The sequence below is a fragment of the Mycobacterium sp. MAC_080597_8934 genome (genome assembly GCF_000523975.1).
GTDB lineage: Bacteria > Actinomycetota > Actinomycetes > Mycobacteriales > Mycobacteriaceae > Mycobacterium > Mycobacterium avium.
In genome coordinates this window covers 140973-153682 of record NZ_JAOS01000052.1, presented here as the reverse complement: position 1 = coordinate 153682, position 12710 = coordinate 140973, and the positions used below count along the sequence as shown (strand labels likewise).

Genomic DNA, 12710 nt, shown 5'->3' with positions numbered 1-12710 from the left:
GATGACCGCCCGCGCCGCCCCGGACACCGCGCAAACATCGCTGGCCTACCGGCGCGGCTGGTGGGTGCGCAGCACGCTGGCCGACGCGGCGCGCGCTGCGGCGCAACGTACGCCGGAGCGGATAGCGTTGGTGGACAATGAGGTTCGGCTGAACTGCGCCACCCTGTACGCCCAGGCCGGCGAGCTGGCCGCCGCCCTGCTGGCCCGTATCCCGGCCGGCAGCGTGGTGTCGTTCATGCTGCCGAACTGGCACGAGGCCGCGGTCATCTACCTGGCCGCGACACTGGCCGGCATGGTGGTGAACCCGATCCTGCCGTCACTGCGCGACCACGACCTGCGTTTCATCCTCGAGGATGCCGGCGCTGCAATGGTTTTCGTCCCGCACCGGTACGGCGGCCACGACTACCCGGCGATGCTGGACCGCGTGACGGCCGCGATGAGCGCGGCGCCGCAGGTGGTGGTGCTGCGCGGCCCCGCAACGGGACGAACCGGTCGGCACACCCCGTACCGCTGCATGCTGGGCGGACCGCCCGGGGGTCTTCCGGCCCTGGATCCCGATGCGGTGCGGATGATCCTCTATACCTCCGGCACCACCAGCCGCCCGAAAGGTGTTCTGCACAGCCATAATTCGATACATGCGCTGATCTGCCAGATACGTGACCACTGGGCGATCGATCCCGGCGACACATTCCTGGTGCCGTCGCCGCTCGCCCATATCGGCGGCTCGATCTACGCGTTTGAATGCCCGCTGCTGCTGGGCACCACGGCGGTGCTGATGGACCGGTGGGACCCGGCGCGGGCGGTGGCGTTGATGACCGCGCATCGCTGCACCCACATGGCCGGGGCCACACCGTTTTTGCAGCAGCTGCTCTCGGCCGCCGCGAACGCCGGCACCCGCCTGCCCGACCTGAAGGTGTTCATCTGCGGCGGCGCCTCGGTGTCGCCGTCACTGATCCGCCGGCCGCGGCCTATTTCGACCGCGCGGTCGTCACCCGGGTGTACGGCTGCACCGAGGTGCCGGTGGCCACCGTCGGGGCGCCCCGGCCGCAGGAGGCCGACTACGCCGCCGACACCGACGGCCGGCCCGGCATCGCCGAGATCAAGCTCGTCGCGCACCCGGCGGCGCCCACCGGTGACGGCGAGATCTGCGTGCGCGGCCCGCAGATGCTGCGCGGCTACCGCCACCCGGAGGACGACGCCGAGTCCTTCGACGCCGCAGGGTTTTTCCGCACCGGCGACCTGGGCCGCTGGGCGTTAGCCGATTCCGCCGACCGGTACCTGGTCGTGACCGGCCGCGCCAAGGACGTCATCATCCGCAGCGGCGAGAACATCTCCGCCAAGGAGGTGGAGGACCTGCTGGCCGACCATCCCGGCATCGCCGAGATCGCGGTCGTCGGGCTGCCCGACGAGCGCACCGGCGAGCGGGCGTGCGCGGTCATCGTTCCCACCCCCGGGGCGAGCCCGGACGTGGCCAGCCTGCTGGCGCTGCTGGTGAGCAAGGGGGTGGCCAAGTTCAAGGCGCCCGAACAGGTGGTGCTCTGGGATGCCCTGCCGAAGAACGACGCCGGCAAGGTGCTCAAGCATCGGATCCGCGCGGCGCTGAGTAAGGATGGCTGACATGCAGGTCGCGATCGTCACGGGCGCAAGCAGCGGCATCGGGTTGGGCTGCGCGACCAGGCTGGCCGGGACGGGCATGGCGGTGCTCGGCACCGGCCGCGACCCAAAGCGGTTGGCCGAGTTGGAAACCGCGATCGGCGACCCCGACCGGGTCGCCACCGTCGCGGTCGACCTGACCGACGACGACGCGCCGCGGCGCATCGTGGACCGCGCCCTGCAGCGGTGGGGCCACATCAACTTCCTGATCAACAACGCCGGCGTGGGCAGCCCCAAACCGCTGCACGAAACCGACGACGACACCCTGGACTACTTCCTGAATTTGATGCTGCGGGCACCGTTTCGGCTTGCGCGCGAGGTGCTGCCCCACCTGCCGCCCGGATCGGCGATCATCAACGTGACATCGACGTTCGCCGTCGTCGGCGGCCTGCGCGGCGGCGCCTACTCCGCGGCCAAGGGCGGGCTGACCGCGCTGACCACCCACATCGCCTGCCAATACGGCGCCTCCGGCATCCGCTGCAATGCCGTCGCGCCGGGGGTGACGGTCACCCCGATGGTGGAAAAGCGGTTGCAGGACCCGCGCTTTCGCAAGATCAACACGGAGATGACACCGCACCAACGGTTGGGCAGCGTCGACGACATCGCCGCCACCGTCGCGTTCCTGTGCTCGCCGGGCGGAAGTTTCATCAACGGCCAGACGATCGTCGTCGACGGCGGATGGAGTTCGACGAAGTATCTGTCGGAGTACGCGCTGACCTCGGAGTGGATCGCGCCGTGAGTTAGCGGCTACCGGCCGGCGAAGTCGATGATGCCGCGGATGTTGCGGCCCTCGCGCAGGTCGGCGAATGCCTCGTTGATCTCGTCGAGCCGGTAGTGGCGGGTGACCAACTCGTCGAGTTTCAAATCGCCCGCCTGATACAGGGACAACAGCATCGGCACGCTGGTGCGCGGATTCATCCCGCCGTAGAGGGCGCCCCGCAGTTGTTTGGCCGACAGCGTCATCTCCTGCAGCACCAGCGGAACCGGGGGCTCGGTGAACGGGGTGATGCCGGTCAGCACGCAGACCCCGCCCTTGCGCAGCAGCGCCAGCGCCAACGGGATCAAGTCCACGTGCACCACGCCGGGACAGACCACCACCCGGTCGGCCATCAGGCCGGCGGTGATCTCCCTGACCAGCGGTATGGCGTCCCGCGCGGACGCGGCGGTGTGCGTGGCGCCGAAGATCTCGGCCGAATCCCGTTTGGCCGCAACGGGATCGACCGCGACGACGTACTTCGCGCCCACCGCGCGGGCGCCCTGCAACGCGTTCATCCCGACACCGCCGGCGCCGATCACCACCACGGTGTCGCCCGGTTCGGTGCCCGCCGACACCGTCGCCGAGCCCCATCCGGTGCTGACCCCGCACGACACCAGGGAGGCGGCATGGAACGGAATCGCCTCGTCGATCTTGATGACGGACCGTTCCGAGAGCACCGCGTACTCAGCGAAGGTGCCGAGTTGCCCGTAGGCCAACAGGTTTTCCGCACCGAGATGGCGGCGGCAGGTCCCGTCGGTGGGCATCTCGCGCACGAATAGGCTGGCGCCGATGTCGCAGATGTAGCTTTGGCCGTTCACGCAGAACCGGCAGCTGCCGCACGCCGGGATGAACGACAGCGCCACGTGGTCGCCCGGGCGCACCGACGTCACGTTCGGCCCGACTTCCGCGACGACACCGGCGCCCTCGTGACCGCCGAGCAGCGGGAACCAGTCCGGCGCGGGCTGACCGCTCGCGGCGACCACCTCGGGCGTCGGCACCACGTCACCGGTGAACAGATGGTCGTCGGAGTGGCAGATCCCGGCGACGGCCATCCGCACCAGCACCTCACCGCTGCGCGGCGGGTCGAGCTCGATCTCGGCGATCTCCCAGTCCCGGCCGACCCCGCGGATCACGGCGGCACGACACTTCATTGCGGCTCCTTGCTCTCTGCTGGCGACCCCCGGGCCACGCCGGGGCGTGGCACGAATCCATCTTGCGCTACCGCTCAACCGGATTCGCGAAGTGGCTCCGGATCCCGGCCAGCATCGCCGTGTGCGCCTTGACGGCCTGCCGGACGGTCATCGGGGCCAGTGGTCGCGGCGCCGCGATCCGGATCCGTTCGGTGATGCGGGTGCCGGCGGCCGCCGGCGCGAAGCTGACCGTGCCGCGCAGGCGCACCCCCGGCGACTGGTCGGCCTCGGTCAGCACCACCCCGTCCGCGCGCACCAGCAGCTGGGCCCGATAGTTGATGCGTAAGGCCAAGGGCCCCAACGGGATCCGGTCCGTCACCCGGTAGCGGTGCAGGTAGCCGTCCGGGGTCTGCCCACGAAAGAGCGTCTGGACCGCGACGATCAGCGGGTGGACCAGCCTGAGGTTGTCCAAATCGACGTAGAAGTCGCGGACCGCGGCCGGCGGGGCCGGCACCTGCTGGCTCAGCGTGTGCTCGGAGCCCACCACCCACCAGCTCATCGGCGGTGCGTCCGGTTGGCTCATCGCTCCATTGTTTCCCGCCGCGGCCGGCTCCGCGCGCGGCTTTGCCGCAGTATTTTTTCCTATTCGGCTGGCCTACTGTGAGGTCCGTGGAGTCACCCGATCCGGCCGGGACCGGCGTGGTCGAGCGCTACCTGCAGTGCCTGGCCGCGCACGACTGGGACGGCCTGGCCGACACCATCGCCGACGACGGGCTGACCCGGGAGGGCCCGTTCCGCGACGTCATCGAGGGCAAGGCCGAATACCTGGACTACCTGCGCAGGGTCCTCACCGAGTTGCCCGCCCACCGGCTCGAGGTGCAGCGGGTGTCACACGTGGACGGCGGGCGCTGCTACGTCGAATTGACCGAGGCATTCGACATCGACGGCGCCACCCGGCGGTGGCCGGAGTGCATCCTGTTCGAGCGGGGCGGCGACGGGCTGATCTCTCGTATCAGCGTGTTCTTCAAACAGGGGCGCTGACACGCTATTCCCTCCCCCACCGAATTGACCTAACGTGTGGTGGGTGGAGGCACACGGAAACCCGGAATTGGTCCCCGTCGAAAATTTGCACTCTGGTGATCCGATTACGGATTGCGGCCAACGCTACATAGTTCTGGAATCCAAGACACTCAACGACTGCGTGGTGCTCGAACTCGAGTCCCGGGTGGACCATCAGCTGCAGGTCATCGAGAAATCCTTCCCCACCGGATATCACGTGGGAAGGGCGAACCACCGGGTTTTGTAGCCGCCAATTCTTTGCCGGTCCTTCGACCTAAATAGGGCGCCGGTAGCCGGTCGACGGCTACCGCGCATTCACGTTTCCCCGGACTTCGACGCGCAATTCTCCCCGGTGCACAAACCGGCGAAAAAGCTTGCGCCCCTTGGCCGCTGCCCGGCCGCCGGATGGCGTCCGAAGCGCCCGGCCCGCCGGCCCGGCGCCGCGACGGAGGCCGCTTCGTTCGGCGCGTTTGAGTTGTCGTCAACCCGGTAACCTCTGTCCAAGGACGTGATTGCACCTCATTGGTTTTCCTCGCTTTCTCCAAGAAGCTGCTTGCCGGGAAAGCCCGACCTGCGTCGCCAGGGGCGTCGTCGCACGGTTCACCTTCCCGACCCACGTGTGGACAGCTCCTGCACAGGTCAGGATCATTGACCGCGGAGACGTAATTGAAGGGTGACGAGTGAAGATTCCCGGCGTTTCCAGCGTCGTCGCTGGGGTGGCTGGTGGGGCCGCACAGGTGGTGCGGGCCGGCGTATCCACCGCGGCGGGAGCCGCCGGTGCCCTGCAGACGTTGGCCAGCCCGGTGGCCGAGCTCGCCGGCCCGGTGATCCAGTCGATGGCGCAGACCACCGGCCGGGCCATCGGGTTGGACGGCTCGGCCGACGGCGCGCCCGCGATCGTGCCGCCGGTGCGCTGGCACAGCGGGCGGCGCGTGCACCTGGACCTGGACCCGCTGCTGCCCTTCCCCCGCTGGCACGAGTACGCGCCGGCCGTCGAGGAGCCGGTGCGCAGGATCCCGGGGGTGGCCAAGGCGCACGTCGAGGGCTCGCTGGGCCGGCTGGTGGTCGAACTCGCCGACGACGCCGACGACGCCGCCGTGCTGGACGAGGTGCGCTCGACCGTGGCCTCCGTCGCCGCGGACATCAGCTGGTCCAAGGCGGAGGCGGCCCCGCCGTCGGCGCCGTTCGCCGACCCGGGCAACCCGCTGGCGATCCTGGTGCCGCTCACCGCGGCGGCGCTGGATCTGGTGGCCATGGGTGCGGCGGTCACCGGCTGGGTGACCCGGCTGCCCGCCGCGCCGCAAACCACCCGGGCCGCGGCCGCGCTGATCAACCACCAACCGCGCATGGTGTCCATCCTGGAGGCGCGGCTGGGCCGGGTGGGCACCGACATCGCGCTCGCCGCGACGACGGCCGCCGCGCACGGCCTCACCCAGTCGTTCGGCACCCCGCTGCTCGACCTGACCCAGCGCACCCTGCAGATTTCCGAGGCGGCGGCACACCGCCGGGTGTGGCGGGACCGCGAGCCGCAGCTGGCCTCGCCGGACCGGCCGCAGGCCCCGGTGGTGCCGGTTATCTCGTCGGCCAAGTCCGAGGTGCCCCGGCACAGCTGGGCGGCCGCGGCCGCCGGTGAGGCGTCGCACGTCGTGGTCGGCGGGACCATCGACGCCGCGATGGACAAGGCGAAGGGCTCGATGGCGGGGCCGGTGGAAAGCTACGTCGACTCCGCGGCCAACGGCTCGTTGATCGCCGCGGTGAGCGCGCTGGTGGCCGGCGGCGGCACCGAGGACGCGGCGGCGGCCATCGAGGCCGGGGTGCCGCGGGCCGCGCACATGGGTCGCCAGGCGTTTGCCGCGGTGCTGGGTCGCGGGCTGGCCAACTCCGGGCAGCTGGTGCTCGACCCCGGCGCGCTGCGCCGCCTGGACCGGGTCAAGGTGGTGGTCATCGACGGCGCCGCGCTGCGCGGCGACCACCGCGCCGTGCTGCGGGTCCGCGGCGAGGCGCCCGGCTGGGACGACGACCGGGTCTACGAGGTCGCCGACGCGCTGCTGCACGGCGAGGAGGCCCCCGAGCCCGACCCCGACGAGTTGCCCGCGACCGGCGCCCGGCTGAGATGGGTGCCGTCCCAAGGACCTTCGGCCATGCCCGCGCAGGGCCTGGAAAGCGCCGACCTGATCGTCGACGGCGACCGCGTCGGCCGCGTCGACGTGGGCTGGGAGGTCGACCCGTACGCGATTCCGCTGTTCCAGACCGCGCACCGCACCGGCGCCCGGGTGGTGCTGCGCCACGTCGCCGGCACCGAGGACCTCACCGCCAGCGTCGGCGCCACGCATCCGCCCGGCACCCCGCTGCTGAACGTGGTCCGCGAGCTCCGCGCCGACCGGGGGCCGGTGCTGCTGATCACCGCGCTGCACCGCGACTTCGCGTCGACCGACACCCTGGCCGCCCTGGCCATCGCGGATGTCGGTGTGGCCCTTGATGATCCGCGCGCCGCCACGGCCTGGACCGCCGACATCATCACCGGCACCGACCTGGCCGACGCGGTGCGGATCCTGTCGGCGATCCCGGTGGCCCGCTCGGCCAGCGAGTCGGCGGTACACCTGGCCCAGGGCGGCACCACGCTGGCCGGGCTGCTGCTGGTCACCGGTGAGCAGGAGAAGGGCGCCAGCCCGGTGAGCTTCCGGCGCTGGCTCAACCCGGTCAACGCCGCGGCGGCCACCGCGCTGGTGGCGGGAACCTTCTCGGCCACCCGGGTGCTGCGGCTGCCCGATCCCACTCCGCAACCGCTGACCGCCTGGCACGCGCTGGATCCCGAGATCGTCTACTCCCGGCTGGCCGGCGGCGCGCGGCCGCTGGCTGTGGAGACCGAGCCGTCGTGGCGGCGCCGCCTCGACGACCTGTCCTACAGCCCGGCCCTGGCGCCGCTGCGGGCGCCGCTGCAGAACGTGCTGCGGCTGGCGTCGGCCACCCGCACCGAGCTGGCCGATCCGCTGACCCCCATCCTGGCCGTCGGCGCGGCGGCCTCGGCGATCGTCGGCAGCAACATCGACGCGCTGCTGGTCGCCGGCGTCATGACCGTCAACGCGATAACCGGTGGGGCGCAACGACTTCGGGCCGAGTCGGCGGCCGCCGAGCTGTTCGCCGAGCAGGACCAGATGGTGCGCCGGGTGGTGGTGCCGGCGGTGGCGACCACCCGCCGCCGGCTGGAGGCCGCCCGGCACGCCACCCGCACCGCGACGGTGTCCGCCAAGTCGCTGCGGCCCGGCGACGTCATCGACCTGGCCGCACCGGAAGTGGTGCCCGCCGACGCCCGGCTGCTGGAGGCCGAAGACCTCGAGGTCGACGAGTCGCTGCTCACCGGGGAGTCGCTGCCGGTGGACAAGCAGGTGGAGCCCGTCGCCGTCAACGACCCCGACCGCGCCAGCATGCTGTTCGAGGGCAGCACCATCGTGGCCGGGCACGCCCGGGCGATCGTGGTGGCCACCGGCGTGGGGACCGCCGCGCACCGCGCCATCTCGGCCGTCGCCGACGTGGAAACCGCGGCCGGGGTGCAGGCCCGGCTGCGCGAGCTCACCAGCAAGGTGCTGCCGCTGACGCTGGCCGGCGGTGCCGCGGTGTCGACGCTGGCGCTGCTGCGCCGCGCGTCGCTGCGCCAGGCGGTGGCCGACGGCGTGGCGATCGCGGTGGCCGCCGTCCCCGAGGGGCTGCCGCTGGTGGCCACCCTGTCCCAGCTGTCGGCCGCGCAGCGGCTGACCGCCCGCGGCGCCCTGGTCCGCGCGCCCCGCACCATCGAGGCGCTGGGCCGCGTCGACACCATCTGTTTCGACAAGACCGGCACGCTCACCGAGAACCGGCTGCGGGTGGTGTGCGCGGTGCCCGACGACGTCAACCCGCACGACCCGTTCCCGGAGCTGACCGCCCCGCAGTCGGCGGAGCTGGTGCGGGCCGCCGCGCGGGCGTCCGCCCGGCCGCAGGAGGGGCAGGGGCATGCGCACGCCACCGACGAGGCGATCCTGACCGCCGCGAGTTCGCTGAACGGGCAACGGGATTCGGACTGGTCGATGATCGCCGAGGTGCCGTTCGAGTCCAGCCGCGGCTTCGCCGCCGCGATCGGCACCGTCGGCAACGCCAACGGGAACCCCTCGGACACACCGGTGCTCATCCTCAAGGGGGCGCCCGAGGTGATCCTGCCGCGCTGCCGGTTCGCCGACCCGGAGGCCGACCAGCAGCGGGCCGAGGCGGTGGTGCGCGGCCTGGCCGAACAGGGCTTGCGGGTGCTCGCGGTGGCGCAGCGGGGCTGGAAGCACGACACCGACGACGACGACACCGACGCCGACGCGGTGGACGCCGCCGCGCACAACCTGGAACTGCTCGGCTACGTCGGTCTGGCCGACACCGCCCGCGCGTCGGCGCGCCCGCTGATCGAGGCGCTGCTGGACGCCGAGCGCGACGTCGTGCTGATCACCGGCGACCACCCGATCACCGCGCGGGCGATCGCCCGCCAGCTGGGCCTGCCGGCCGACGCCCGGGTGGTCACCGGCGCCGAGCTGGCCGGCCTGGACGAGGACGCGTGCGCCAAACTGGTCGCCGACGTGCAGGTGTTCGCCCGCGTCAGCCCGGAGCAGAAGGTGCAGATCGTGGCCGCCCTGCAGCGCTGCGGACGGGTGACCGCGATGGTCGGCGACGGCGCCAACGACGCCGCGGCGATCCGGATGGCCGACGTCGGCATCGGGGTGAGCGGGCGCGGTTCGTCGGCCGCCCGCGGCGCGGCCGATATCGTGCTGACCGACCAGGACCTGAGCGTGCTGCTGGACGCCCTGGTCGAGGGCCGCAGCATGTGGGCCGGGGTGCGCGACGCCGTCACGATCCTGGTCGGCGGCAACGTGGGCGAGGTGCTGTTCACCATCATCGGGACCGCCTTCGGCGCCGGCCGGGCCCCGGTGGGCACCCGGCAGCTGCTGCTGGTCAACCTGCTCACCGACATGTTCCCCGCGCTGGCGGTCGCGGTCACCTCGCAGTACGTCGAACCCGACGAAGCCGAGTACCCCTCCGCCGCGGACGCCGAGGCCGCCCGGCGCGAGCACCGCCGCGCGGTGCTGACCGGACCCACCCCCTCGCTGGACGCCCCGCTGATGCGCCAGATCGTCACCCGCGGCGCGGTCACCGCGGCCGGGGCGACCGCGGCCTGGGCCATCGGCCGGTGGACCCCGGGCACCGAACGCCGCACGGCGACAATGGGTTTGACCGCGCTGGTGACCACCCAGCTGGCGCAGACGCTGCTGACCCGCCGGCACAGCCCGCTGGTGGTGGCGACCGCGCTGGGCAGCGCGGGGGTGTTGGTCGGCATCGTGCAGACCCCGGTGCTCAGCCAGTTCTTCGGCTGCACGCCGTTGGGGCCGGTCGCCTGGACCGGGGTGCTGGGTTCCACCGCGGGCGCCACCGCGATCTCGGCGCTGGCCCCCAACTGGCTGGCCAAACAGGTCGCCGCCCTCGAGCCCGGCCAGCAGGACGCCTAACGGTTCCTAACCGGGCAGTTCCTTGCGCAGCACCTTGCCGGTCGGGTTGCGCGGAATGCTCGCCACAATGTTGATGTCGCGCGGCTGCTCGAACCGCGAGACCCGGTCCTTGAGGTAGTCGCGCAGCTGCGCCGCGTCGACGCCGCTGCCGGGGTGCAGCACCACGAACGCCGCCAGGCGGTGGCCGAACCGCTCGTCGGGAACGCCGATCACCGCGTTGTCGGCGACGGCGGGGTGCGCGGCGAGCGCGTTCTCCACCGCGCGCGGGTAGACGTTCTCCCCGCCGGAGATGATCATGTCGTCCTCCCGGCCGACGATGAACAGTCGGCCGGCGTTGTCCAGGTAGCCCATGTCGCCGGTGCTGGTCATGCCGTCGACGACGGTCTTCTTGCCGCCGTCGGTGTAGCGGGTGCCGGCCAGCTCGCCGCCGACGAAGATGCGCCCGGTCACCCGCGGGCCGACCGGCCGGTTGTTGCGGTCCAGGATCCGCACCGGGCAGCCGGCGACGGGTTTCCCGACGGTTTCCGGGGCGTCGCGCAGGTCCGCCGGTGTCGCCAGCGCCCCGATGCCCACCTCGGTGGAGCCGTAGCCGTTGTAGAGGATGTCGCCGTAGGTGTCCATGAACCGCTGTCCCAGCGTGGGATCGAGTCGGTCGCCGCTGGACATCACGACACGCAACTGCGGCAACGGATTTCGCGCCCGCACCCGCGGCGGCAGCTCGAGGATGCGGGCCAGCACCACCGGAACTGCGGTGAAGGCGTCGGCCCGGTGCAGCGAGGCCTGGGCCAGCGCGGCTTCGGCGTCGAAATGGCGATGGGTCAGCACCGTGCCGCCCAGGGCGATGGTGAGCATCAGCATGCCCAGGCCCAACCCGTGAAACATCGGCATTGCCACCGAGATTCGCGATCCGGTGCGCAGCCGGGTGCGGTCCAGGATGGTAACCCACACCCCCACCGCGGAGCGCAGCCGCGGGGCGCGCGGCACCCCCTTGGGTTTCCCGGTGGTCCCCGAGGTCAGCAGCACGATGCGGCCGGGCGCGGCGACGGCCGGTCGCCCGCCGCTCTCCTCGGCGCCGGCGGTGGCCGGGTCGATGACGGCGACGGCGTCGTCGGCGGCCGCGATCCGCTCGGCGAATTCGTTGTCGGCCACCACCGTCGAGATGTGGTGGGCGCGCAGCGCGGCCGCCAGCGCGTCACTGCGGAACTCGGTGCTGATCGGGACGACGTCGGCGCCGAGCAGGGTAACCGCGAAAACCGCTGTGACAAAACCGCGTCCGTTGCGGCACATGACCCCGACCGCCCGGCCGGGCGCGACGCCGTCGCGGGTCAACCGCCGCGCCAGCGATTCGGTGGCGCGCTGCAGCTCGCGGTAGGACAGCGCGCCGTCGTCGTCGATGATCGCGGTGCGGCCCGGCCAGCGGGCCGCGGTGACCGCCAACAGCGTGTAGGGGTTGGTGCCGCCGCGGCTCGCCTCGCGAAGCAGCCGCAGAACCGCCCGCGGCGAGGGTGGGTTGAGCAGACCGGAGCGCACCAGCGCCCGGGCGGCGGTGGGCGCCACCCGTTCAGCGCTCACGGCCGGCCTCCTCGGCGTCGGTGAAGAACCGGCGATGCCACAGCCGTGCGGCGCGGTCCGCCGGGCCGGCCAGCAGCACCGAGGCCAGCTCGGCCGGCAGCACCCAGGGCGGCTCGAGGGTGCGCGGCCGCTCGATGACGGCCTTGGCGATGACGTCGGCCGCCTGGTCCGGCGACAGGCCGGGCAGCCGGCCCAAAACCGGTGTGGGCGCGATCATCCGGGTCCGGACCAACGCGAAGTAGACCGTGCTGACGTGCACGCCGTCGGCGTGCAATTCGGGGGCCACGCTGCGCAGCCACCGGTCGAAGGCTCCCTTGGACGCCTGGTAGGCGCCCCACTGCGGACCCGGCACCACCCGCACCCCGACGCTGGACACGTTCACGACGTGCCCGCGGCCGTTGTCGCGCATGGCCGGTAACAGCCCGAGCAGCAACCGGACCGGCCCCAGGTAGTTGACGTCGATGGTGCGCTGGAAGTCGTGCGGCCGGTCGTACTGGTGATGCAGCGAGCGGCGCAGCGACTTGCCGGCGTTGCTCACCACGACGTCGAGCGGGCCGTGCTCCTCGGTGATCTGTTTGGTCAGGGCGCTCACCGCGGATTCGTCGGTGAGGTCGGTCGGGTAGGCGACCGCCCGCCCGCCGCCGGCGTTGATCGCCGCCGTCAGCTCGCCGAGCCGCTCCTCGGAGCGGGCGACCACCAACACCGTCGCGCCGGCGGCGGCCAGGCGGCGCGCGGTCGCCTCGCCGATGCCGTAGGAGGCGCCGGTCACCAGGACCGTCCTGCCGCCGACGGCGCCGCGCAACCGGTCCGGGTCCGACACCCGCGCCGGGTTGGCCACCCGGTCGGCCACCGTGTTGAGGACCTTGTCGAGGGCCTGCGCTATTGCGTTCACCTTCGCCGCCGCATTCGTTCGAGCCGCCTGAACCACAAGTAGCAGACCACATCCCGGCCGGCCGTCGTGCCCCGGCCCGGATGTTCGCCGAATGCCGGTGCGGCGCACCCGCGCCCGGGGATGGGCACATC

General features: G+C 72.2%; 8 protein-coding genes and 1 pseudogene. 5 read left to right on the top strand and 4 right to left on the bottom strand.

Going from position 1 to position 12710, the window contains the following annotated elements:
- Nucleotide 1 precedes the first annotated feature (1 nt).
- Nucleotides 2-1617, top strand: a pseudogene (locus NF20_RS22960) (AMP-binding protein).
- Nucleotides 1610-2392: an SDR family NAD(P)-dependent oxidoreductase gene (locus NF20_RS22955; RefSeq protein ID WP_033712293.1), complete on the top strand. Its 783-nt coding sequence runs from the start codon at nt 1610-1612 to the stop codon at nt 2390-2392. The pseudogene NF20_RS22960 and the gene NF20_RS22955 overlap by 8 nt, the downstream one beginning before the upstream one ends.
- A gap of 8 nt (nt 2393-2400) precedes the next feature.
- Here the strand turns inward: NF20_RS22955 and NF20_RS22950 are convergent, their stop codons facing one another.
- Both NF20_RS22950 and NF20_RS22945 read right to left on the bottom strand, forming a co-directional pair.
- The gene (locus tag NF20_RS22950; protein ID WP_033712328.1) at nt 2401-3543 is read right to left on the bottom strand and encodes an NDMA-dependent alcohol dehydrogenase; all 1143 of its coding nucleotides are present in this window, start codon (nt 3541-3543) and stop codon (nt 2401-2403) included.
- A gap of 85 nt (nt 3544-3628) precedes the next feature.
- A complete protein-coding gene (locus NF20_RS22945; protein ID WP_050593715.1) occupies nt 3629-4123 on the bottom strand; it encodes an SRPBCC family protein in 495 nt (164 codons plus the stop codon).
- Nucleotides 4124-4209: 86 nt separating this feature from the next.
- Here NF20_RS22945 and NF20_RS22940 point away from each other — a divergent pair, with 86 nt between their 5' ends.
- The 3 genes from NF20_RS22940 (at nt 4210) to NF20_RS22930 (ending at nt 10115) form a co-directional block, all read left to right on the top strand.
- Entirely contained in the window at nt 4210-4581 is a 372-nt protein-coding gene (locus NF20_RS22940; protein ID WP_033712290.1) for a nuclear transport factor 2 family protein, read from the top strand.
- A 43-nt stretch (nt 4582-4624) separates the two neighbouring features.
- The gene (locus tag NF20_RS22935) at nt 4625-4846 is read left to right on the top strand and encodes a hypothetical protein (RefSeq protein WP_029245110.1); all 222 of its coding nucleotides are present in this window, start codon (nt 4625-4627) and stop codon (nt 4844-4846) included.
- 433 nt (nt 4847-5279) lie between these two features.
- Nucleotides 5280-10115: a cation-translocating P-type ATPase gene (locus NF20_RS22930; RefSeq protein ID WP_033712288.1), complete on the top strand. Its 4836-nt coding sequence runs from the start codon at nt 5280-5282 to the stop codon at nt 10113-10115.
- A 6-nt stretch (nt 10116-10121) separates the two neighbouring features.
- Here NF20_RS22930 and NF20_RS22925 read toward each other — a convergent pair whose 3' ends face one another.
- Together NF20_RS22925 and NF20_RS22920 are read right to left on the bottom strand one after the other, a co-directional pair.
- A complete protein-coding gene (locus NF20_RS22925) occupies nt 10122-11687 on the bottom strand; it encodes an AMP-binding protein (RefSeq protein ID WP_033712285.1) in 1566 nt (521 codons plus the stop codon).
- Entirely contained in the window at nt 11677-12579 is a 903-nt protein-coding gene (locus tag NF20_RS22920; protein ID WP_031355076.1) for an SDR family NAD(P)-dependent oxidoreductase, read from the bottom strand. The genes NF20_RS22925 and NF20_RS22920 overlap by 11 nt, the downstream gene beginning before the upstream one ends.
- Nucleotides 12580-12710 lie beyond the last annotated feature (131 nt).